Below are 23982 nucleotides of genomic sequence, written 5' to 3'. Positions count from 1 at the left end.
ATTAGCGATTTTCTTGCTCATTTATGAGTAAATCGCTAATTTTGCATAATATTTTTATAGATTATGATAGAAAACACTACAACTGGCAAGAAAGATTTAAAATATTTGAAGTTGCTTTCTCGCAGTTTTCCTAATATTGCTACAGCAGGCACCGAGATTATAAATCTCGAAGCAATTCTCAATTTGCCAAAAGGCACCGAGCATTTCCTTGCCGACCTTCATGGCGAGCACGAGGCATTCCAGCATGTGCTTCGCAATGCATCGGGTACAATCAAGCGCAAAGTAAAGGAAATCTTTAATGAAACGCTTGGCACTCGCGAGCAAAAAGAACTGTGCACACTTATTTATTACCCTCAAGAAAAACTTGAATTAATCAAGGCTGACATATCTGACAATGAAGAACTTACTGATTGGTATTTTATTACCATCAACCGTTTGGTGAAAGTGGGTCGCAATGTGTCGTCAAAATACACGAGGTCAAAGGTTAATAAAGCACTTCCTGAAGACTTCTCTTATATAATTCAAGAGTTGTTGCACGAGAGTGCGGTTGACCCCAACAAGCAAGCCTATGTGGACGTGATTGTGCGTACAATCATTTCAACTGGATGTGCCGACGACTTTATCGTGGCAATGTGCAACCTCATACAGCAGCTTACCATCGATTTGCTCCACATCCTGGGTGATGTGTATGACCGTGGTCCCTCGCCTCACCTCATTATGGATATTTTGTGTTCGTATCACAACTTTGACTTCCAGTGGGGCAATCATGATATCTTGTGGATGGGCGCTGCTGCCGGCAATGACTGCTGCATAGCAAATGCGGTGCGCATGGCATTGAGATATGGAAACCAGAGTGTGCTTGAAGACGGATATGGAATAAACCTTCTCCCGCTTGCTACTCTGGCAATGGATAGATATGGCGACGATGACTGCACTCAATTCTGGCCGAAGGACTGCGACAATACTGACACGCAGATAAGTAGTTCGCTGGTAGCAATGATGCACAAGGCCATAACAATCATTCAGTTTAAACTTGAGGCGGCTACTATCATGAGGCATCCTGAATTTGACATGAATGACCGTCTCCTGCTCGACAAGATTAATGAAGACTACACCAAGGTCAATATAAATGGTACTGACTATGAACTGGTAGATCATAATTATCCCACAGTTAATTGCATTGCCCCGTTCACACTCACTGCCGATGAAGAGGCTGTCGTGGCTAAACTGAATGCATCGTTCACTGGTTCGGAAAAACTCAGGAAACACATGAAGTGCTTGTTCCGCAATGGTTGCATATATAGTGTGGTAAATGGCAATCTGCTATTCCATGCTTCCATACCGCTCAATGCCGATGGCACTCTTAAAGACATTGATATTCAAGGCGAGAAGTATCATGGCAAGGCTCTTCTTGACAAAGTGGGAGCAATGATTAGGGAAGCATATTTTGGCGCAACGACCGAGGCACAGCATGAATATGCCCTTGACTATGTGTGGTACTTGTGGTGTGGCAAGAATTCGCCTGCATTTGACAAAGAAAAGATGGCAACATTTGAACGCTATTTCGTAGCCGACAAAGAAACCCACAAAGAGGAAAAAGGTTACTACTATCAATTGCGTGACAATGAGGCAATTTGCGACATGATTCTTGATGAGTTTGGTGTTACAGGACCGTTCAGACACATCATTAACGGGCATGTTCCTGTCAAGGCCACCAAGGGCGAGAACCCAGTGAAAGGCAATGGCAAACTAATGGTGATAGACGGTGGGTTCTCGAAGGCTTATCAACCGCAGACCGGCATTGCTGGATATACGCTTGTGTACCACAGTCGCGGATTCCAGCTTGTTCAGCATGATCCTTTTACGTCTAAAGAACAGGCTGTACAAGAAGGTAAGGACATCAAATCGACACTGCAACTTGTGGAGATGACTAACAGAAGGATGATGGTAAAAGATACCGATATAGGCATTGATTTGCAACAACAGATTAAAGACTTGCAAAACTTGTTGCTTGCCTATAGATCAGGTTTGTTAAAGGAAAAAGCATTTAGGCCATTGACTAACAAACGATGACGTCCATTAGGAAGAAAGACTCCTAAATGTCATTAAAAATCGGTATATAGTTGTTAAAATTGCACTTTTTGCTACTTTAAGTTTTTTACTTTTTAAAAAAACTTGTAATTTTGTAATTAATGAAATTTTGTATAATATAAAATATTAAGTAAAATGAAAAAGATTTTATGTATCGTATTAAGTGCAGCCATGCTTTTAGGCGCAACAGGCTGCGGTATGTCAAACACAGGTAAGGGTGCCATCATCGGTGGTGGTGGCGGTGCTGCTCTCGGTGCTGCCGTAGGTGCTATCTTCGGCAAAGGTAAAGGTGCTGCTATTGGCGCTGCTGTAGGTGCTGCCGTAGGTACTGGTGCTGGTGTTCTTATCGGTAAGAAGATGGACAAGCAGAAAGCAGAGCTTGAAAGAATCGCAGGCGCACAGGTTGACACTATCACTGATGCCAACAACCTGACAGCTATTAAGGTTACTTTTGATAATGGTATCTTGTTTGCAACTGGTAAGAGTGCTCTCAGCGCTGCTGCAAAGAATTCTCTGTCACAGTTCGCTACTTCACTCATCAACAACCCTCAGACCAATGTACAGATTTGTGGTCACACCGACAATACTGGTTCACGTGCTGTAAACGAGAGGTTGTCAAAAGAACGTGCTAACGCCGTGCTCACCTATCTCAACAATTCTGGTGTTCCCGTTAACCGCATGACTAGTGAAGGTTATGCTTATGACTATCCCGTTGCTAGCAACAACACTGAAGCAGGTCGTGCACAGAACCGTCGCGTTGAAGTTTATATCAGCGCTAACGAAGACATGATCAATGCTGCTAATAACGGCACACTCAAGTAATCCGTTATTTTCGTTATTATAATCAAGCCAGGGCATGATCGCACTGGCTTTTTTTCTCTGTATAAGAAAATATACAACAAGAATGTTGGATATAAGTATATTTTTGAGTAATTTTGTTCTGAATATATAAACTTTAGAACTATGAGAATTTTAAACAGATTAATCTTTGTTGTGGCAATGTTGCTAGGCGCATGTGCCATCAACCAGACCTATGCCCAAGATTTTACCGATGTAAACTCGTTGAAATATTACAACGGTCTTAATTTCAGAATGATAAACTATGCCTTTGACAAGACTTTGCGCAGTCGTTTCCCTGAATATCTTGAAGATAGTATTCGCCCCACATTGAGCGATAGGGCAAAATGTACTAGCGGTAAGGCTATACGTTTTGCAACAAATTCTACTGCAGTGGGTGTGCGTTACAACTTGCTTACTAACATGCACATGATGCACATGGCCGATACCGGCATCAAAGGTTCAGCACTCTATATACTTGATGATGATGGGACTTGGCAGTTCGTCAACTGCAACCGCCCTGTACGCATAGACAGCGACATACGTCCACGTGAGGATTCTATACAAACCAAAATATACGTTGACAAGCTAGACGGCAAGATGCATGAATTCATGATTTATCTTCCATTATATGATGGCGTTCGCTGGCTCGAAATAGGTGTGGATAGCACTGCTACCATTACTCAACCTATGGTCAATTCGCCCAAGCAAGGTAAGAAGCTTGTATTTTACGGAACCAGTATCTTGCAAGGTGGTTGCGCTTCTCATCCAGGCATGGTTGCCACCAGCATTCTCCAGCGTGATCTCGATATCGAATGTGTAAATCTGGGCTTCAGCGGCGAGGGCAAGATGGACAACTGTGTTGCTCGTGCGATGGCTACTATCCCTGACGTGGCTGCATTTATTCTTGACCCAATTCCCAACTGTACAAAAAACATGTGTGACTCGCTCACCTATGACTTTGTTAAAATCTTGCGCCAGGCACGCCCTGATGTTCCTATTTTCATGGTTGAAGGCCAAGCATATAGTTATGAAAAATATAGCGGATTTTATAGTAAATATCTGCCGCAAAAGAACTATGAGTTCCACAAGAATTATCTTAAACTGAAAGCCGAGAATCCTAATAATCTATATTATATTGACCGCAAGAACATATATGGTCCCAATAATGACGGCACTGTCGATGGCATTCATTTGACTGACTTGGGATTTCATTACTATGCAGAGAAATTAAAGCCGTATATCAAGGCTGTTCTTGAAGGCAAGAAAGTCCCCTTCCAGAAAGAGGTTGACAGACCATATCCTGAAATCAAAGACTAATGTGTCATGAAACATCTGGTATCTTTTGCAATAATATTATTTGTTTCTATCGGTGTGAGTTCATCAGGAACCGACATCGACAAGATGGCTTATCATAATGCTCTTGATTTTACACTCGTCAATAAGGGATTTGACGATACCACTACCCCATTCACTCGATTGCCGGCATACTTGAACGACACATTGCGTGATGGTCACAAAGTTGTGGCAGAGCATAGTGCAGGCATTGGGATCCGCTTTGCTACTAATAGTACTGCTATTGGAGTAAAGTACATGCTCACTACAAATTTCCACATGAATCACATGGCCGATACTGGCACCAAAGGCACTGACCTTTACCGAATGCATGACGATGGTTCGTGGCACTTTGTTGCAACAACAATTCCTGGAAAAGATTCACTTCAAAACAAGAAATATGTTGACAATCTTGACGGTTTAACCCATGAATATTTGATTTATTTGCCTTTGTATGATGGAGTAGAATGGATAGAAATAGGTGTTGATAGTAGTGCTGTTATCAGCAAACCATACATTGACTCTCCACGAAGCAATAAGAAAATCGTTTTCTATGGCACAAGCATCACGCAAGGCGGTTGTGCAAGCCGCACAGGCATGGTGGCAACAAGTATTCTGCAACGTCAACTAAATGTGCAGTGTGTGAATTTAGGTTTCAGCGGGCAAGGACGTCTAGATCCATATATAGCAGAGGCTATGGCTAAAATAGAAGATGTTGTGGCCTATGTGGTCGATCCTGTGTCAAACTGCAAGACAGAAATGATTGATACTTTGACCAATTACTTTGTGGAGACATTACACAAAGCTCATCCACATGTCCCAATTTTCCTAGTAGAAGGCCAAGTCTATGCACACGAGCCTTACGATACAAAGCAGAAAATCAAGATGCCTGAAACAAACAGGATGTTGTTTAAAAAATATCAGGAACTACATGAAAAATATCCAGCTAATGTTTTTTACATTGACAGGAATAATCTTATTGGGCCTGATGGCGAAGGTACAGTTGATGGCGCACACTTAACCGACTTGGGGTTTGTGTATTATGCTGCCAAACTTAAACCATATCTTGAGGCTGTGCTAAATGGCACAACCATACCATTCCAAGACGAAATCCGGGAACTATATAAATAGTTCATACATAAGAAATGAAAAAGACTGACTACATATTATCTTTGATAGCGCATGGCGAACACGAACATCAAGATTTCAAATATCAAATCTCTGATGCACGGAAGATAGCCCGAAGCATCGCAGCCTTTGCCAACAACAGCGGAGGTCGTTTGCTCATAGGCGTCAAGGATAATGGCAACATAGCAGGAGTGAAAAGCGATGAGGAAATCTACATGATCGAACAAGCTGCCGAGATGTATTGTAGCCCTAGTCAGACGGTCCATTTCTCGATATACAATGTTGAAGGAAAGAGCATACTTAAAGTGGATATTGATGAGGCCATCGATAAACCTGTCAAAGCTAAAGACGACAATAATCGTTGGCGTACCTACTATCGTGTTGCTGATGAAAATATTTTAGCATCGGGCACTCATGTCAAGGTGTTAAAACACAGCAGCGACAACAACCAAGGAACTGCAATTTCATTTACAGAAAAAGAACGAGAATTTCTTGATTATCTCAATAATCATGGAGGTATTACAATTAGCAATGTGAAACAACTGTTGCATTGCTCACAAATTGCTGCCGATGAAATGATTGTAAACTTGTGTGCACTGGGCATTGTTGAAATTAATTATCACGACAGCGAGTGTCTGCTCACTCTAAAAGATTAAATATTAAATAAATATATAATTATAGTTAAAATGAAAAAGATTATTTTAGGAATTGCTGCTCTCGGTCTTGCGGCAAATGCTATGGCTGATGACAAGGTTGTTATCCCCGATAGCACTGGATTCAAATTCAAAGATGTTAAAATTGTCAAGACCACTCCAGTTAAAAATCAGAACAAATCTGGTACATGCTGGTGCTACTCTACCAACACATTCTTTGAGGCTGAAATCTTAAGAGTTTCAGGAAAAGAGATCCATTTGAGCGAAGGTTTCGTTGTTAATCACTGCTATATGGATAAGGCAATTAAGTTTATCCGAATGGATGGTAAGATCAATTTTGCTGAAGGCGGTGCATGTGCCGATGTTCCTTATGTTTGGAACAAATATGGTATGGTGCCCATTGAGGCATATACAGGCATGACTTATGGCGACACAAAGTTTAATCACGCAGAGTTGGTTGATGCTCTTACTGGATATGTAAGCGTGATTAATAAGCACCAATTAAAGAAACTCACCCCCGCATGGGTATCTGGTTTCCAAGGTATCCTTGATGCTTATATGGGAAAAACTCCTGAAACATTCACCTACGAAGGCAAGACTTACACTCCCAAGTCTTTTGCTGAATCACTTCCCATCAAGATGGAAGATTACGTGACAGTTACTTCATTTACACATCATCCTTTCTATGAGCCATTTGTGCTTGAAGTTGCCGACAACTGGCTTTGGACTTCAATGCAGAATGTGCCTGTTGACGAATTGCTTGAAATCACCAACAACGCTATTGATAAAGGTTACACTGTTGCTTGGGCATCTGACGTGAGCGAACCAGGTTTCAAGTATCGCAAAGGTTATGCAGTGCTTCCCGTTGACAAGGAAGTTCCCGACCTGAAAGGCAGCGACATGGATCGTTGGTTACAGCTTAGCAATAAGGATCGTGAGGCCGAGAAGTGGGACATTAAAGGCCCGGTAGAGGAAATGGTTGTCACACAGGAAGTTCGTCAGCAGATGTTTGACAACAAAGAAACAACCGACGACCACGGCATGGTTATTGTGGGAAAGGCTGTTGACCAAAAAGGGAACAAGTATTTTAAGGTGCAGAACAGTTGGGACACTAACCAACTTTATGGTGGTTTCTTCTACGTGAGCGAGGCTTTCTTTAAGGCTAAAACAATGAATGTCACAGTTCATAAAGATGCAATTCCCTCAAAGATAGCACAGAAGATGGCAGCAAAATAAGTAGTTACTCATAAACAAAATAGGCGGCAAGACTAAAAAAAATAGTCTTGCCGTCATTATTTATTGGGGTTTTCTTATAATTTTTTTTCGATGAATTTATTGACTACTGCGGTGAATTGTCGCCAGTATTTTTCGGTTTTCACCTCTCCTACTCCATACATAACGCTAAACTCTGCCTTGGTGCGTGGCATCTCTTGTGCAATCACCGACAATGTTTTGTCGTTAAGCACCATATATGGCGCAATGCCTTGTGCACGTGCAATAGCAAGACGTTGAAGCCGAAGTTCTTCAAAGAGTGACTTATTAGTGTTTTCAACCGATGGGGAAACAACACTTTCTTTTTTCTTCGTTGTGCGATTTTCGATAGTTACTTCAGTGAACTCAACACGACGTTGCCCTTTAAGTACTTCCTTTCCCATCTCGGTGACTTTTAAATGCTTATGCTCGTCATAGGCAACTTCAATCAAACCTAATTGCAGCATCTGCAGGATATAGTTGTTCCACACAGGGAAACTGATCTCACGCCCTACTCCGAAAGTGGGCAGGAGGTCATAGCCCGAGCTAGTGATTTCGGCTTTCCTTGCACCCTTTACGATGTCAATAGCCGTAGTCATGCCTACGTTTTGATGGGTTCTTATCAAAGCGCTCAACACCATTTGAGAGGGAATAGTGCCATCGATGCGACGTGGAGGGTTATTGCACACGTCGCAATTCTTGCAATCATGGTCATAAGGCTCATTGAAATAGTTGAGCAAAATGCGCCTACGGCACACTCCCGACTCTGCATATTGCTGCATACGCCTCAATTTATCAAGATTTACCATGCTTTGACCTGATTCTTGGGCAAACTTGGTGAGTTGTATGACGTCGGCATAAGAATAGAACAACAGAGTGTCGGCAGGCATGCCGTCGCGGCCAGCTCGACCTATTTCTTGGTAATACCCTTCGATGTTCTTGGGCATGTTGTTGTGAATCACCCATCTCACATTGCTTTTGTCTATACCCATGCCGAATGCTATTGTCGCACAGATGATATTAATGTCATCATTAATAAACGCTTGCTGCACTGCATTTTTCCTTGCAGTGGGCAATGCAGCATGGAATGGAGCGCTTTTATATCCCAGTTTATTCAAGTCGGCCGACAGCTTCTCTGTGGTCTTGCGGCTCAAGCAGTAAATGATTCCGCTTTCGTTTTTGTGTGATTCGATAAAGCGTATCATCTTACTCATCTTCACACGACCTGATGTGTTGCACACAACATTCAACGAAATATTGGGACGGTCAAATGAATTAATAAACATTTTAGCATCAGGAATATTGAGCTGTTTCCTAATGTCGTCACGCGTTATGCGATCAGCAGTTGCTGTGAGAGCCATGATAGGGATATCAGGGAAATGTTGCCTAAGCACTGACAGTTGTGAATACTCTGGTCTGAAATCATGCCCCCACTGTGAGATGCAATGTGCCTCGTCAATCGCAATAAGCGAGAATTTAATCATTTTAGACCACCTGTCAATCTCTGACAGAAGTTTTTCGGGCGAAACATACAGCAATTTTATCTTTCCTGCAAAAACATTGTCCATTATCTGCCGGTTATGGCTGTCGCTCTGCTGGCTGTTGATAGCTGCTGCAGGAATTGCATTAGCCACAAGTGATGTTACTTGGTCGTGCATCAATGCCAGCAAAGGCGAGACTACAATGGTACAACCGTCATTGAGCAAAGCGGGAATTTGGTAACACATGGATTTTCCTCCACCTGTGGGCATGAGCACGATAGCATCGTTGCCTTGTGCTACATGCTTTATCACTTCCCACTGCGTGGGATAGAACTTATTATAACCGTAAAATCTCTTGAGTAAGCCTAGTGCTTCAAGTTCCAGTTTTTCTTTATCCATCATTTAATATGCGTTTTTGTCGCCCTTAACAATATTAAACACAGTGAGGAAAATGATTTTCATGTCAAGCAAGAAGTTCCAATTCTCGGCATACCACACATCACATTCCACGCGTTTCTCCATCATCCACAACTCTTCGGTTTGACCACGGTAACCGAGCACTTGAGCCCATCCTGTAATGCCAGGTTTGACAATGTGCCTTACCATGTATTTTTCAACTATCTCACGGTAAGTCGAAGTGTGTTCAACCATGTGTGGCCTGGGTCCAACGATTGACATGTCGCCCTTGAGGACATTATAGAATTGTGGCAATTCGTCAATGCTGTAATGACGCAAGAAACGCCCCACCCTTGTAACTCTGGGGTCGTGCCGTGTAGCTTGGTGACACTCGGTCTCATTTGAGGTGTTCATGGTCCTAAACTTGTAGCAATCAAATTGCTTGCCCCTATATCCAGTGCGTTTTTGCTTGAAGAACACTGGTCCAGGAGAGGATAACTTGACAGCTATTGCCACCGGAATAAACACAATGGGCGATAGGGTGAGCACTGCAAGCGAAACTATAATATCAAATGCTCTTTTTATTGTCTTATTAATGGGATTAAGACTAGGATTTGGTCTTACAGCCATAACTGGGATATTGCCAAACGAGAGCAACGAGAATGTCCTGGTAATCCTGGGGCCTAATGATGGTATATAATAAAAATCAATGGCGTGGTTCTCGGCCATATTGATGTACGATACCAGTAAGTTGTCGTCATTGCCGTAGATGCCACAGTATATCTCATCAACGTAGTTTTCCTTTATAAAATCCTCTAGGTTTTCTGGTTCAATGTGTTTCAAATCAGGGAAATGCTCATCATTACACCCTGTGACTCCTACGATGTGGTAACCATAGCCCATGTCCCCTTTGATTTCTTCGACAAAGCGTGCCACGGCACCACCTCCACCCACTACTATGATATTGCGGTAATTAAATCCCTTGTTACGATACCATTTCAACACTTTGCGTGAAAGCAACCACCAGGTAACTAGCAAAATTGAGAACACAGCATAAAACAACACTAGTCCTGTGAATGGTAAGGTCATGTAAAGGAATGAAACTAGCGACAGTGTTATGCCTGCATGAAGCAACACCGATTTCATTGCATGAAGTGCGACATGGTCGGCATAAAGAACGCGACGGTCATGAATGTTATTGCGGCATAGCAACACAATAATATAAGATAGATTAAGTATAATACATGCAAGTCTCTCATTCTCTCTCATACCAGCAGATGCAAGCCACACAATCCCATAAGAAAAATTGAGCATTATCAAATCGACAATGCTGACAATCCATTTAATCAAATGACCATATCTTGCACGTGTTTTCATACATATATATAACGTGTTTACAATGCCATATATTGTATGTTTAGCACGAAGAAAATCACTCTCAAGACTATTGCATGAGAGTGATTTTTCTTAAATCTGCCACTATGTGAGATTGACTTAAAGTTTTTCGTCAATCATCTTGATTTTCTGTTCAAGGAGCGCTATGTCTTCCTTGATGCGTTCAATCTTGCGTTCAAGCTCTTTTACCAATGAGTTGCCTGACTTTGAGCGAGCATTTAAGAATCCCATATTGTTCTCATAAGTCTTTAACTCGTTGCACTTGGTCTCGTAAGTGCGAACCAGTCGTTCACGCTCGTGATAAGCTTTGTCGGTAGTGATTTGGTTGAGGTTGTTCTCAAAGTTCTGAAGATTAGCACGTGAGCCCTTCATGTCAAACTTTGCGTAAGCCTTATCAACAGCCTCACGATATTCTGCATAAATCTTGTCTTTCTCCTTGAAAGGCACATGACCTATCGCCTGCCATTGTGTCATGAGTTCGCGCACTGCAGCTGCACCTTCTTTTGTATCCTCTCCAGCAAGTGCTTCATAGAGTTTGGCAATTACCTCTTTCTTTTGTTTGAGGTTCTCATGCTCTACTGCGTGCACATTGTTGTTGAGTTTCTTCTTTGCCTCAAAGAAAGCGTCGCAAGCCACATTGAAGCGTTTCCACACGGCATCACTATGTTTCTTTACTACGGGACCAATGGTCTTCCATTCCTTTTGCAGGGCAACAAGGACGTCGGTAGTAGCTTTCCAGTCGGTAGAGTCTTTAAGTGCCTCCGCCTTCTCGCACAATTCAATCTTGCGGGCAAGGTTGCTGGCAAGTTCTTCCTTCATAGTCTTGAAAAATTCGGCTTTTTTAGCGAAGAATTCATCGCATGACTTGCGGAAACGAGCGAAAAGAGTCTTGTTGACCTTAACTGATGCAAAACCAAGTTTCTTCCATTCTTCCTGGAGGTTAATGATTTGTTTAGTTGCATCGTCCCAAGCGGCATAAGTTTTGAGACCATCGGTCGAGATTGCCTCTATTTTCTCACAAAGAGCAGTCTTGGCATCGGCATTTTCCTTCTCAATGCTCTTGCGTTCCTCAAAGAAAGCCTGATGCTTTTTTCTCACTACTGAAGATGCGTTCTTGAATCTTTCCCACAGGTCTTCACGAAGCTCCTTTGCTACAGGACCGGTTTCACGCCAAGTGTCATGCAGTTCCTGAAGTTTCTTGAATGCAACAACAACGTCCTCTACCTCGTCGAGAGCTTCGGCATCGGCACAAAGCTGTTGCTTGATTTCAAGGTTCTTCTTGAAGTCGTAGTCGCGAAGTTCTTTATTGATTTTCAGCAGGTCATAGAATTTTTCATTGGTCTGCTGGAAAAGTTTCCATATTTCGGTTTCGCTAGTAGCGGGAACAGGACCTACCTCCTTGAATTCCTGCTGGAGTTGCTGCACCTTGGTGAACTGTCGGTTAATGTTGTCAGGATCGTTAGTGATAGCAACAATCTGTTCGATAATTGCTTGCTTCTTTTGGAGGTTCTCATTTTTTACCGCTTCTTGTTCGGCAATGAGTTGAGCACGTTTTTCCTTGACAACATTAAGCAATTCCTTGAAACGCGCTTCTTTTTCGTCATCCTTGATGGCAAATGCAGATTCTTCATTGCCTTTTTCAAGGAATTCGGCTTTTTCTTTTTCAATCTCACCCTTTCTGATCAAAGAAAATGCAGCCTTCATTGCAGCAACATCATCCTTGATTTCCTCTACAGGTTTCTGCAGAGCTTCTTCAAGAGCATTGATAATTCCATCTTTGTCAAGCCCGGCAAATTTGTTACCCTGCTTAACATTCTCTTCACTTTCAACAACTGCTGAACCAGCATCGGCGGGTTCCGAGTTCAAGATTACATCCTTCTCGAGTTGTTCCATCGATTCAGACATTTCACGCGTTTCCATATAATTTAATTTTTTAGTTAACCATTGCAAGCAATGATATGTTTACAAATTCCACCAAATTTACACACTATTTTCTTAATATCAAAGAAAATCATGTTTTTTTTTGATTAATCCTATATTTTTTAAGAAAATCAACTGATTAATCTTGTTTTATACTGTAAATTTATCAATATATTTAATCTTTCTTTGAATAATATATTCTAGAACAATTAGAGGGGTCAAACAATTCCCTGGCCGTTTCAACAAGGCTATCTGTTGTTGTCAATCGATATCGGTTAACCTCATTGTTGAACAACTGTGCATCGCCCAGAAGTTCATATTCGCACAGTTTTGTCGCTTTCTCTTGATAACTGATGTTGTCAAAGAGCATTGCCGCATGAAATTTGTTCAGGCATTTGTCAAGTTCATACTGTGTGACACCGTCTTGCAACAAAGCAGATAGTTGTTTGTCAATTATTTCGTCGGCTTGTTCAAACGACACGCCATCGACAAGACGTCCTCTTATCAAGAACAACCCCGGTTCATTAGTCCCTTCAATGGCAGCATCAAGATCAGCAAAAACGCCACTTTTTGACAATATGTTCTGGTAAAACCTGGATGACTTGCCATTAGACAACACATCCGACAACAAATCACATGCTGGATAATCCTTACCACACCTGCCTGGCATGTGATAAACTCGGCAGATAAGGTTTTGCGGGACATCTCCGCTCATGTTCATAATGCGTTGTTCGCATTGGCGGGGTTCTGCATCAATTACAGGTGAATGGACTGCCGAAGGGGTGATGTCACCGAAATATTTCTCCACAAGCCGTACTGTGTCATCGAAACTGATGTTGCCCGACACGCACATGATGAGATTATCAACTGAATAAAATCGCTTATAGAACGATATGATGTCATGTTTGCTCACATCACTTATGTGCTCGACACGCTTTCCTATGGTGGGCCATTTGTAGGGATGCTTCACATATGCCAAGTCATGCATGGCATGTGACAAGTCACCGTATGGCTCGTTGAGGTATCGTTGCTTGAACTCCTCAATCACGACATCACGCTGTATGTTGATGCTAGCGTCTGATAGGGTTAAGTCAACTAATCGGTCACTCTCGACCCACAAAGCGGTCTCGATGTTATGCACAGGAAGGGTCTCGTAGTAGTTGGTCATATCGACATTAGTCCATGCATTGCTACTACCGCCTGCTGTCTGGAGCACATCATCAAACCCTTGCACGTTTTTAGAACCGCTAAACATCAAATGCTCCATGAAATGAGCCAAACCAGTCTTGTTAGGATCCTCGTGCTTGGAGCCCACATTATAGAGCAAATTAAGCGCCACCATCTTGGTAGCGCTATCATAGTGATGTATCAGCCGGAGGCCGTTATCTAGTCTTATTTTGTTGAACTGTATCACAATACTCTCATTGAAATTACCTTGACGTCATCAACAGGGCGATCGTTAACGCCAGTCTGTACGTTTTGGATTTTATCTACTACGTCCATGCCCTTAACGACCTCGCCAAAGACAGTGTATTGTCCGTCGAGATGAGGTGTTCCGCCCACAGTGGTATAAGCCTGGCGTTGCTCTTGGGTCAACTTCGCAGGATTCTTGGCATATTCAGCCTCGACTTGAGGGATGAGCTCGTTTTGCAGTCTTTCGAGACCAGCACGGTCACCGTTGCGCTGCATCTCTTCTATCTCCTGGCGGTGCTGCATTGCCAGCGACTGGAACAATGACTGCTTCATGCCATACTCCATGTTTTGTTCAATCATGTGCAGCTGATCCTCGCTATATACTTGTCCGGTAACAATGTAAAATTGCGAACCAGAACTTGCACGCTGAGGATTCACTTGGTCGCCTGTGCGAGCAGCGGCAAGTGCTCCTTTCTTGTGGAAATACTTGGGGTACACAAACTCTGCTGGGATTGTATATCCGGGGTCACCTGCGCCAAGCATGTCGTCCTTCTTGGCGGTTTTTGATTTGCCATCGCCAGTCTGAACCATGAAGTCCTTGATTACTCTATGGAACAGCACGCCATCGTAATAGCCTTCTTTGGCAAGTTTTATGAAATTGTCCCTGTGTTTAGGTGTTTCATTGTATAACTCGACAACGATGTCGCCCAGTGATGTCTTGATTTCTACTTGTGTCATTTTAGTTGAATCTGTTTTTTCGTTACTATTAGAGTCGCTAGCCGACCCATTTCCATTTGTCATTGAGCATGACAAGGCCGCACACAACACAACGGCCAATAATAATACTTTCTTCATGTTAAAATTAATTATAAGCCTACAGGGAACAAACGCTTGTAAATGCGGCGAAAGTTATCATCCGTAGCATTTAGCACCTCTGCCCTATCGGCATAATCAGGTCCCCAAATCGATGATGCAAGAGCTCCGATATAAACATGGTCACGATCCTTATTTATTGCAGCCTTGATGAGAGCGTCAATTGCAGCTGCATACTTCTCCTTGTCAATAGCGTTTAGGTATCGAGCGGTGCTCACTACAAACTGCCCAGTGCGATCAACAGTAATAATATTGTTGATCAATTCAGGCAAGTCAGCATCTATTGCCTCTATATTGTTTGCAATATATTCGTAGGTCAATAGTCCGTTAGAATCCGACTCTAATTGTTTCTTTAAATTTGTTTCCATTTATGATATTACTATGAATTAATCTGATAAAATAATGTCTAATCCAGTGCGGTGGCATATATCGTTGAGCAGTTGAATCTCAACATCCTTAACAACACCGTCGGCATCTATAATGCGTGTAATGTACTTGGCAACTTCCAGTTTTTTCTCGTCGCTCATGTGCTTGACTAACTCTACTGAATAGTTGAAATCAAGTGCCTTACCCAACAAGAAAACTTCCTCGGTTATGTTTAAATCACGATTGATAACATTAATCTCATCCATTTCTTTAAGTGAGATAACATTATCTACATTAATCATTTCTATGAGTAAACTCACGATTGCTGACTTCTCGTTGTCGCTATATTTTGCCATCCTTGATTTTTTATTATGTGCAAAGATAGTCTTAATTCTTGAATAAATAAAATGAACAACGAAAAAAATGAATCACTCACCTGATTTAATAAAACAATCATCGGGGACTTGACTATAAAAAGCAGTCCCCGATGTGTAGAAGTGTAATTTGTATTCAGTATTATTCGGCCGTGAATGGTGGCGGAGTTTCTTGTGCTTCGCTGTCGTTGTTTGAAACAGCTTCGGCGGGATTATCTCCGTTTGACGATTCGGCGTTTTCGCTTTTCTTGGCTTCTTCGGTTGCCTTGAGAATTTCCTCTGTGCGCGAAGCCCACTTGCGCTTGCCGAATACGTGTTCAACGTCTTCGGTGAAAATCACTTCGTTAGTGAGGAGCAACTCGGCAAGTTCATTATGTCCCTTGGCATATTCCTCAAGCAACTGTCGTGCTCTCTGGTATTGCTCGGCAATAATGGCTGCGACTTCATCGTCAATCGACTTGGCACTTGCCTCGCTGTACGGTTTGCTGAATCCGTATGTCTGTCCGGTAGAGTCATAGAATGACACGTTGGGCAACGATTCGCCCATACCATAGAACGTAACCATAGCGTAGGCAATCTTGGTGGCACGCTCAAGGTCATTCAGCGCACCAGTGTCAATGAAGCCGAGGAACATTTCTTCAGCCACACGTCCTGCAAGGAGAGAACAGATCTCGTCGAGCAACGCTTGCTTGGGTTCTATCTGTCTTTCTTCGGGCATATACCATGCTGCACCCAGAGCTTTGCCGCGAGGAACAATAGTCACTTTAATTAATGGGCTAGCATATTTGAGGTGCCAACTAACTGTTGCATGACCTGCCTCATGAATAGCTATTGAACGACGCTCTTCCTCGGTGATAATCTTTGATTTCTTCTCAAGGCCACCGATGATGCGGTCGATAGCGTCCATGAAGTCCTTGCGCTGAACTGCAAGTTTCTTGCGACGTGCAGCAATCAGTGCTGCCTCGTTGCACACGTTAGCAATATCAGCGCCCGAGAAACCGGGAGTCTGGCGTGCCAACTGCTCTACATCCACGCTGCCATCAATCTTCACGTTGCGCAGGTGAACGTTGAAAATTTCCTGTCGATCGCTCAACTCTGGCAACTCTACATAAATCTGACGGTCGAAACGACCAGCACGCATCAACGCCTTGTCGAGGACGTCGGCACGGTTAGTAGCAGCTAGGATGATAACACCGCTATTGGTACCGAAACCGTCCATCTCGGTGAGCAACTGGTTAAGTGTGTTTTCGCGCTCGTCATTAGAGTGCATGCTAGCATTCTTGCCACGGGCACGACCCACTGCATCAATCTCGTCGATGAACACAATGCAAGGAGACTTTTCCTTGGCCTGCTTGAAGAGGTCACGAACACGTGACGCACCCACGCCGACAAACATTTCAACAAAATCAGAGCCCGACATTGAGAAGAAAGGTACTTCGGCTTCGCCGGCTACCGCCTTGGCGAGCAGGGTCTTACCAGTCCCCGGAGGACCTACTAGAAGAGCACCTTTGGGAATCTTGCCACCCAGTTTTGTGTAGTGCTGGGGATTCTTAAGAAAGTCAACAATCTCCGCTATCTCGACTTTGGCCTCGGCTAGTCCTGCAACATCCTTGAATGTCACATTAGTGCCATTGTTTTTGTCAAAAAGCTTCGCCTTGGACTTGCCCACACTGAAGATACCTCCACCTCCGGCACCACTCGACATGCGTCGTGAAATGAAAATCCAGAAGAGGATAAGAAGCACAATGGGACCAAATCCCCACAAGATGTTAGTGAACGTGCCAGTGCGTTCATATTTGCACTTGCCTTTGAACACACCTTGCTGACGCCACGCATCGATCTTATCATCAATATTTTTGGGACATTGCGCTTGGATAGAGGCCTTTGTACCCTTCTGGGGTTTGTAGTTCTTGAACACGACTTTAGCAAGAGAGTCGCTAAGTATTGCCTCTGCCCTACTGTCGTCGGGATAAACGATGATGTTCTCAACACCCCCCTTCATAACCCAACTTTCAAAGTCGCTCCAACTCACCTCCTGGCTAGTTCCTTTGTCCTTGAAGAACCATACGCCCAGGATGAGAGCCAGCACGAGGGCATACATCCAGTAAATATTGAATTTGAACTTGTTAGATGATTTCTCTGACATAAAAATGTTTACTTACAAATTAACGGAAATTAATCCAAGTCAGGAATCACATCAACCTTGGCGTCACCCCACAGCTGCTCCAGTCGATAGCGTTCCCTGAACTCGGGTAAAAATACATGAGCATAAATCGTGCCATAGTCAAGGACAATCCATTCTCCGTTTTGGTAACCATCATAGTTATAAGGGCGTACCGATATTTTTTCTTCAACGTATTCTCTCACGCTGTCGGCGATTGCTTCAACCTGCATTTTAGAATTTCCATTGCATATCACAAACCCTTGAGCAGCAGCATACTCAATGTCACTCATATCGACATGTACAATAGATTTACCCTTTTTCTCTTGAATTCCTTCAATTATCGCTTTTACAAGCGTTGCATTATCAATTTCGTTATTTTTCATATTCTTAATTTAAATTAGTTTGCAAATATACAAAAAAAGAGCCAAAACCATTGCTGTCTTAACAATCTTTTTCAAAATAGAATATATTAATTGCGCCTAAAACACCACACTCCGAGTCAAGTGAAGTATATAGTTTATTTATAAATGTGTAGTTTTTTGAAATATGCTTGCCGAAAAGGAGAATTTTTAGTAATTTTGCTCATTATTATGCACGAAAATAAAACTTTATAACTATGATATTATCAATGACAGGATTTGGAAAGGCGGTTAAGGTTTTCAATAACAAGAAAATCACTGTCGAAATCAAATCTTTAAACAGTAAGCAAGTGGATATGTCAGTGCGTCTGCCACTGGTTTATCGCGAGCTGGAATTAGAGTTGCGCAACAAGATTTCTACCGCCTTGCAGCGAGGGAAAATTGATGTGAATATCTTCTGCGAGGCAATAGATAACAGCACATCAGTGAGCATCAACATTCCGGTGCTGATGCAATACAAGCAACAAATCACAGCTATGTCAGAGCAACTCGGTATAGAGCAACCCTCCGACTGGTATGCGACATTATTAAGACTGCCTGAAGCTTTAAAGAGCGATGCCAACTCTAATGAAGTTTCCGAAGACGAACTCGCTGCTGTGAAAGAGGCTGTGAACGAGGCTATCGTTGCGCTTACTGAATTCCGCACCCAGGAAGGGAACAGGCTGCAAGGATTCTTTGCTGAAAAAATCGAAGAGATACAGTCGTTGCTCAACGAGGTTCCCAAGTATGAAACCGCACGAGTTGAGAAAATCAAGAATCGCATCGCCGATTCTCTTGCCAAGTTTGAAAACATCACAGTAGATAATAACAGGTTTGAACAGGAGTTGATTTTCTATATTGAGAAACTTGACATCACCGAGGAGAAAATCAGATTGCAAAATCATCTGAACTATTTCATGGATACTATGCAAAATGGTACAGGCCAAGGCAAGAAACTGGGTTTCATCGCACAAGAAATGGGACGCGAAATTAATACCACAGGTTCAAAAGCCAATGATGCCGAACTGCAGAAGGTGGTTGTTCGCATGAAGGATAACTTGGAGCAAATAAAGGAACAAGTTCTTAATGTATTGTAAATAAAGATTTACACATGGACACAGGTAAATTAATAATTATATCAGCGCCATCAGGCACTGGTAAATCAACGATAATCAATGCTATTATCGGCGACCCTAGCCTCAAACTGGAGTTCTCGGTTTCAGCAACTACTCGTTCTCCGCGTGAGGGTGAGGAAAACGGCGTGAATTACTATTTCTTGACGGTTGATGAATTCAAGGATAAAATTCAAGCTAATGCCTTTGCTGAATATGAAGAAGTCTATGCCGGACGCTATTACGGCACACTTAAAAGCGAGATCGAACGCATCAACAACGACGGCAAGAATGTAATTCTCGACGTGGATGTGATGGGTGGCATCAATGTGAAGAAACTCTATGGCAGTCATGCACTGGCAATATTCATCCAGCCCCCCAGCGTGGAAGTGCTGCGCAAGAGACTGCTTGCAAGAGCCACTGACTCTATTGAGGAAATCGAGAAGCGCATAGGCAAGGCTGAATTTGAAATTAGCCATGCCCAGCAGTTTGACCGCATCGTCGTGAACGACAAACTAGAGACCGCAGTAGATGAAGTGCGCTCTCTTATCTTTGATTTCATCAACAAGTAAATAAGCAGAACGATGAATATAGGAATCATGGGCGGCTCGTTCAACCCCATTCATGTGGGACATGCAATAATCGCCAACTACATCATCCAGAACACCGACATCGACCAGCTGTGGCTGATGGTATCGCCCGAGAACCCGTTCAAGACAGGGCAAGCCATGATAAACGAGGCACAGCGTTTGCGCATGGTTGAAATGGTTACCCGCAGGTTAGACAATGTCATTACATCTGGTTTTGAACTCACCCTGCCCCGGCCTTCCTATACAATCGACACACTAACTGCTTTAAAGGCAAAGTTCACCAGCGATAACTTCACGCTAGTGATAGGTGCTGACAACTGGGCAGTGTTTAACAAATGGCGCAGTCATGATGAGATAATCAGCAATTTCAAAATTGTTGTTTACCCTCGAGTGGGTTATGATATTGTGATACCACCCGAAATGAGCGATCGAGTCATTGCTGCAGATGCTCCAGTCATCGAGGTGTCATCGAGCAAGATTCGTGAACAACTATCGATGGGTCATGACATGCGTTTTTTCATGCCTGACGAAGTTTATGAATATATATTGAGAAATGATTTATATAAAAAATAATGGAAAACAGTACATTATCAAACAATAGCTTATCGGTAATCGCACTCACAAATGAGTATTGCCACGCCATAGAGCATTGCCTAGAGGGCACTCGCGACACTTTCATGGCTCGTATGCTCAAAATATTGCCACGAGTGTATATGGCAATAAGTGATGTGGAACTTGAGGGCGGTTATAGCGACTACTATATCGAACCCGTTCTCGACGAGATGGCTTACGACCAAGTGAGGGACACTATCGCAGGTGTAATGGCCGAAGAAGATGTGTACCTTGAAGTATTTGTTGAGGACATGAAGTATAGCGACACGCCAATCTCCTCATTCGTAAGCGAAAATTTGGCTGATCTGTACCAAGAGTTTTACAATCTCATCCAGTCGGTCAAAGATGCACCGTCAGAGGTGCGTCAGTCACTTGTAGAACAGTGCAAGGAGAATTTCATAAACTACTGGGGACAGACACTGTGCAATGTGCTCCGTGCGCTTAATAATGCTTTTTATAATTCTAGCGACGACTTTGATTATTAACAAATAACATCATACGAGTTATGGCAAACATTGATTCATTGCTTAAATTCATGGACAATAGCCCATGCAATTTCCTGGCAGTAAAGACCATTAAGGAAATTCTGTTGCAAAACGGTTATTTCGAGAAATCTTTGAAAGACAAACTTGACGCTAAACCAGGCGAAAAGTTCTTTGTAACAAAGAACGACTCGGCAATCTTTGCATTCAAGATAGGACATAAACCAGTAACAGAGACTGGATTCAGAATAGTTGCAGCCCATAGCGATTCTCCCTGCTTCCGCATCAAACCGCATGCCGAGATGTGTAGCGAAGGTGGCATCGTGAGACTCAACACCGAAGTTTATGGCGGTCCTATTCTTTATACATGGTTTGACCGTCCTCTCTCCATTGCAGGACGTGTTATCCTCAAGGGAGAGAATGCGCTCGAGCCACTCACCACCACGGTGAAAATTGACCGGCCGTTATTGAGCATCTCACACCTTGCTATCCACTTCAACCGTGCAGTGAACGAGGGCAATAAACTCTCGAAGCAGAAAGACATGCTGCCCATCATTGCTAAAGTGAATGAAAAACTGGAGGCTGACAATATGCTCTTGAAACTTGTCGCACAAGAGTTGAAAGTGAATATTGAAGACATACTCGACTTTGATCTCATGCTGTATGATACTGAAAAGGCATGCACATTTGGTCTAAACAACGAGTTCGTTTCATGCGGACGGCTCGATGACTTGAGTATGGCTCATGCCGCAATCACCGCACTCGTAGAATCAACAGGCGATGATGCTACTTGCATAGCAGCAATCTTTGACAACGAAGAAACTGGCAGCGGCACAAAGCAAGGTGCCGGATCTCCAGTGCTCGCCAATGTGATGCGTCGCATTGTTGAGGCTCAATGTGGTTCATTTGATGACTTTTCTAGGGCAGTAGCACGTTCATTCATGATCTCGGCCGACAATGCACACGCGTTTCATCCTAACTATGCCGAGAAATATGACCCGACCAACCATCCTCACTTGGGCGGAGGTCCTTGCATAAAGATTAATGCTAACTGCAAATACATGAGCGATGCTCACTCGGCAGCGATATTCAAGAGCTTATGTATCGAAGCTGGATCGCCCTATCAATATTTTGTAAACCACAGTGATGTTGCTGGTGGTTCAACATTAGGCAACATCCTAACCTCGCAGATGGACATTGAAGGCGTAGATGTGGGCAACCCGTTGCTGGCAATGCATTCGGTGCGCGAAACTGCATCGGTCGATGATCACATAAATATGACCAAAGTCATGACTTTATTCTTCAATAAATAAAATAAAAAACATATAAAAATTTAAATTATGGCAGACGAATTATTAATTAAACAAGTCACAGAGAAGGCACAAGGTTGGCTTTCAGCAGGCTATGACGAAAAGACACAAGCACAAGTTAAGGCAATGATTGAGGCCGAGGACAAGACCGAACTCATTGAATCGTTCTACAAAGACCTGGAATTTGGTACAGGTGGTTTGCGCGGCATCATGGGTGCAGGCAGCAACCGCATGAACATCTACACAGTAGGTTCAGCTACACAAGGTCTTGCCAACTACCTCAAAGAAGCGTTCAAGGATCTTGAGCAGATCAAGGTTGTCGTTGGTCACGACGTTCGCAACAACAGTCGTCTGTTTGCCGAGACCGTTGCAAATATCTTTTCGGCTAACGGCATCAAGGTTTACCTCTTTGAAGGTCCTCGCCCCACTCCCGAGGTGTCATATGCAATCCGTCATCTAGGGTGTCAGAGCGGTGTAAACATCACTGCATCACACAACCCCAAAGAATATAACGGCTACAAGGCTTACTGGGATGATGGCGCACAGGTGGTTTCTCCCCACGACGTTAACATCATTGATTATGTAAATCGCATCAGCGACGTGAGCGAAATAAAGTTTGAAGGCAATCCTGCCCTCATAGAGACAATCGGCGAGAAGATTGACAACGAGTATCTTGAGGAAATCCACACACTTTCTCTCAGCCCCGAGGTTAACAAGCGCCAGCATGACCTTAAAATCGTGTACACCCCTATCCATGGTGTAGGTCGCTACATTGTGCCTCGTTCGATCGAACGCTGGGGATTTGACAACATTATCCATGTTCCCGAGCAGGACGTGATGAGCGGAGATTTCCCCACAGTGGACTCCCCCAACCCCGAAAATGCAAGCGCTATGGCACTCGCAATAAAGAAAGCCGAGGAAGTTCAGGCCGATATCGTTCTCGCTAGCGACCCCGATGCCGACCGCATTGGTCTCGTTATCAAGAACACCAAGGGCGAGTATGCACTAGTTAACGGTAACCAGATTCAGATTATCTTCCACTATTACCTCATGGCACGCAGCGCCGAACTCGGTCTGCTCAAGGGTGATGAGTATATCGTTAAGACTATCGTTACTTCTGAAACTATCCGCAAGATCGCCGAGAAGCAGAACATCAAGATGTTTGACTGCTACACAGGTTTCAAGTGGATCGCTACCGTGATGCGTGAGATGGAAGGCAAGGGCCGTTACCTGGGTGGTGGCGAGGAAAGCTATGGCTTCCTGCCCCAGACCTTCGTTCGTGACAAAGATTCAGTGTCTTCAATTCCCTTGATGTGCGAGATCGCTGCTTGGGCAAAAGACAGGGGTATGACCATGAACGACATGCTCATTGACATCTACAAGACTTATGGTTACTCAAAGGAACTCGGAATCTCTGTAGTTCGCCCTGGTAAGACTGGTGCAGAGGAAATCGTGGCAATGATGAAGAACTTCCGCGAGAACCCAATGAAGGAAATCGCTGGTTCTCCCGTAGTTACCATTAAAGACTTCAAGACGCTTGAGCAAAAGAATGTCGTTACAGGCGCTGTTGAAAAACTCGATATGTCCACTACAAGCAACGTGCTCCAGTACTACACTGAAGATGGAACAAAGGTTTCTATCCGTCCTAGCGGTACTGAACCCAAGATCAAGTTCTACATTGAGGTTCACGACACCCTCGACAGTGCCGAGAACTACGATGCCAAGAACGAGTGGGCACAAGCTAAACTCGACCAGATTGCTAAAGACCTGGGTATTGCATAACTTAATTTTTTAATACTTT

At 43.3% G+C, this 23982-nt stretch carries 21 protein-coding genes; 12 read left to right on the top strand and 9 right to left on the bottom strand.

Annotation, left to right across the window (positions count from 1 at the left end):
• The first annotated feature begins 63 nt into the window (after positions 1-63).
• From ACKI3C_RS03085 to ACKI3C_RS03060, 6 genes are all read left to right on the top strand, one after another.
• A complete protein-coding gene (locus ACKI3C_RS03085) occupies positions 64-2073 on the top strand; it encodes a fructose-1,6-bisphosphatase (RefSeq protein WP_407401936.1) in 2010 nt (669 codons plus the stop codon).
• A 153-nt stretch (positions 2074-2226) separates the two neighbouring features.
• Positions 2227-2913, top strand: coding sequence for an OmpA family protein (locus ACKI3C_RS03080; RefSeq protein ID WP_407401934.1), 687 nt, complete (start codon positions 2227-2229; stop codon positions 2911-2913).
• A gap of 141 nt (positions 2914-3054) precedes the next feature.
• Positions 3055-4248 (top strand): SGNH/GDSL hydrolase family protein, encoded by a 1194-nt coding sequence (locus ACKI3C_RS03075; protein WP_407401932.1) that lies wholly within the window; start codon positions 3055-3057, stop codon positions 4246-4248.
• A gap of 6 nt (positions 4249-4254) precedes the next feature.
• Positions 4255-5394: an SGNH/GDSL hydrolase family protein gene (locus ACKI3C_RS03070; protein ID WP_407401930.1), complete on the top strand. Its 1140-nt coding sequence runs from the start codon at positions 4255-4257 to the stop codon at positions 5392-5394.
• A 14-nt stretch (positions 5395-5408) separates the two neighbouring features.
• Positions 5409-6047: a helix-turn-helix domain-containing protein gene (locus tag ACKI3C_RS03065; protein WP_407401928.1), complete on the top strand. Its 639-nt coding sequence runs from the start codon at positions 5409-5411 to the stop codon at positions 6045-6047.
• Positions 6048-6077: 30 nt separating this feature from the next.
• The gene (locus tag ACKI3C_RS03060; RefSeq protein WP_407401926.1) at positions 6078-7280 is read left to right on the top strand and encodes an aminopeptidase C; all 1203 of its coding nucleotides are present in this window, start codon (positions 6078-6080) and stop codon (positions 7278-7280) included.
• A 74-nt stretch (positions 7281-7354) separates the two neighbouring features.
• On the opposite strand, the gene recQ is transcribed toward ACKI3C_RS03060, so the two are convergent.
• The 9 genes from recQ to rsfS form a co-directional block, all read right to left on the bottom strand.
• Positions 7355-9178 (bottom strand): DNA helicase RecQ, encoded by a 1824-nt coding sequence (gene recQ, locus ACKI3C_RS03055; RefSeq protein ID WP_407401924.1) that lies wholly within the window; start codon positions 9176-9178, stop codon positions 7355-7357.
• Positions 9179-10486 carry an undecaprenyl-phosphate glucose phosphotransferase gene (locus ACKI3C_RS03050; RefSeq protein WP_407402118.1) on the bottom strand — a complete coding sequence of 436 codons (1308 nt, stop codon included), beginning with the start codon at positions 10484-10486 and terminating at the stop codon, positions 9179-9181. It lies immediately after the preceding gene.
• 180 nt (positions 10487-10666) lie between these two features.
• Positions 10667-12487: a DUF349 domain-containing protein gene (locus ACKI3C_RS03045; RefSeq protein WP_407401922.1), complete on the bottom strand. Its 1821-nt coding sequence runs from the start codon at positions 12485-12487 to the stop codon at positions 10667-10669.
• 175 nt (positions 12488-12662) lie between these two features.
• Positions 12663-13901 (bottom strand): M16 family metallopeptidase, encoded by a 1239-nt coding sequence (locus ACKI3C_RS03040; protein WP_407401920.1) that lies wholly within the window; start codon positions 13899-13901, stop codon positions 12663-12665.
• The gene (locus ACKI3C_RS03035) at positions 13898-14755 is read right to left on the bottom strand and encodes a peptidylprolyl isomerase (RefSeq protein ID WP_407401918.1); all 858 of its coding nucleotides are present in this window, start codon (positions 14753-14755) and stop codon (positions 13898-13900) included. The genes ACKI3C_RS03040 and ACKI3C_RS03035 overlap by 4 nt, the downstream gene beginning before the upstream one ends.
• Before the next feature lie 11 nt (positions 14756-14766).
• Positions 14767-15141 (bottom strand): hypothetical protein, encoded by a 375-nt coding sequence (locus ACKI3C_RS03030; protein WP_407401916.1) that lies wholly within the window; start codon positions 15139-15141, stop codon positions 14767-14769.
• 18 nt (positions 15142-15159) lie between these two features.
• Complete coding sequence (locus tag ACKI3C_RS03025; RefSeq protein ID WP_407401914.1) at positions 15160-15495, bottom strand: hypothetical protein; 336 nt, start codon at positions 15493-15495, stop codon at positions 15160-15162.
• A 160-nt stretch (positions 15496-15655) separates the two neighbouring features.
• A complete protein-coding gene (ftsH, locus tag ACKI3C_RS03020; protein ID WP_407401912.1) occupies positions 15656-17659 on the bottom strand; it encodes an ATP-dependent zinc metalloprotease FtsH in 2004 nt (667 codons plus the stop codon).
• 29 nt (positions 17660-17688) lie between these two features.
• Positions 17689-18060, bottom strand: a complete 372-nt coding sequence (gene rsfS / locus ACKI3C_RS03015) for a ribosome silencing factor (protein WP_407401910.1) — start codon at positions 18058-18060, stop codon at positions 17689-17691.
• A 233-nt stretch (positions 18061-18293) separates the two neighbouring features.
• Here rsfS and ACKI3C_RS03010 point away from each other — a divergent pair, with 233 nt between their 5' ends.
• The 6 genes from ACKI3C_RS03010 to ACKI3C_RS02985 are packed head-to-tail and all read left to right on the top strand — an operon-like array spanning position 18294 to position 23963.
• Positions 18294-19172 carry a YicC/YloC family endoribonuclease gene (locus ACKI3C_RS03010; RefSeq protein WP_407401908.1) on the top strand — a complete coding sequence of 293 codons (879 nt, stop codon included), beginning with the start codon at positions 18294-18296 and terminating at the stop codon, positions 19170-19172.
• A gap of 14 nt (positions 19173-19186) precedes the next feature.
• Positions 19187-19759 carry a guanylate kinase gene (gene gmk, locus ACKI3C_RS03005; RefSeq protein WP_407401906.1) on the top strand — a complete coding sequence of 191 codons (573 nt, stop codon included), beginning with the start codon at positions 19187-19189 and terminating at the stop codon, positions 19757-19759.
• A gap of 12 nt (positions 19760-19771) precedes the next feature.
• Positions 19772-20350, top strand: a complete 579-nt coding sequence (gene nadD, locus ACKI3C_RS03000) for a nicotinate (nicotinamide) nucleotide adenylyltransferase (protein WP_407401904.1) — start codon at positions 19772-19774, stop codon at positions 20348-20350.
• Positions 20350-20874: a DUF5063 domain-containing protein gene (locus ACKI3C_RS02995; protein ID WP_407401902.1), complete on the top strand. Its 525-nt coding sequence runs from the start codon at positions 20350-20352 to the stop codon at positions 20872-20874. Before nadD ends, ACKI3C_RS02995 begins: the two co-directional genes overlap by 1 nt.
• A gap of 20 nt (positions 20875-20894) precedes the next feature.
• Positions 20895-22184 (top strand): M18 family aminopeptidase, encoded by a 1290-nt coding sequence (locus ACKI3C_RS02990; RefSeq protein ID WP_407401900.1) that lies wholly within the window; start codon positions 20895-20897, stop codon positions 22182-22184.
• A 27-nt stretch (positions 22185-22211) separates the two neighbouring features.
• A complete protein-coding gene (locus tag ACKI3C_RS02985; protein WP_407401898.1) occupies positions 22212-23963 on the top strand; it encodes a phospho-sugar mutase in 1752 nt (583 codons plus the stop codon).
• Positions 23964-23982: the final 19 nt, after the last annotated feature.

It is taken from the genome of Sodaliphilus sp., from assembly GCF_045598405.1.
In the GTDB taxonomy this organism is placed as follows: Bacteria; Bacteroidota; Bacteroidia; order Bacteroidales; family Muribaculaceae; genus Sodaliphilus; species Sodaliphilus limicaballi.
Note: the sequence above shows the minus strand (reverse complement) of the source record. Positions and strands in the feature narration are given on the sequence as shown.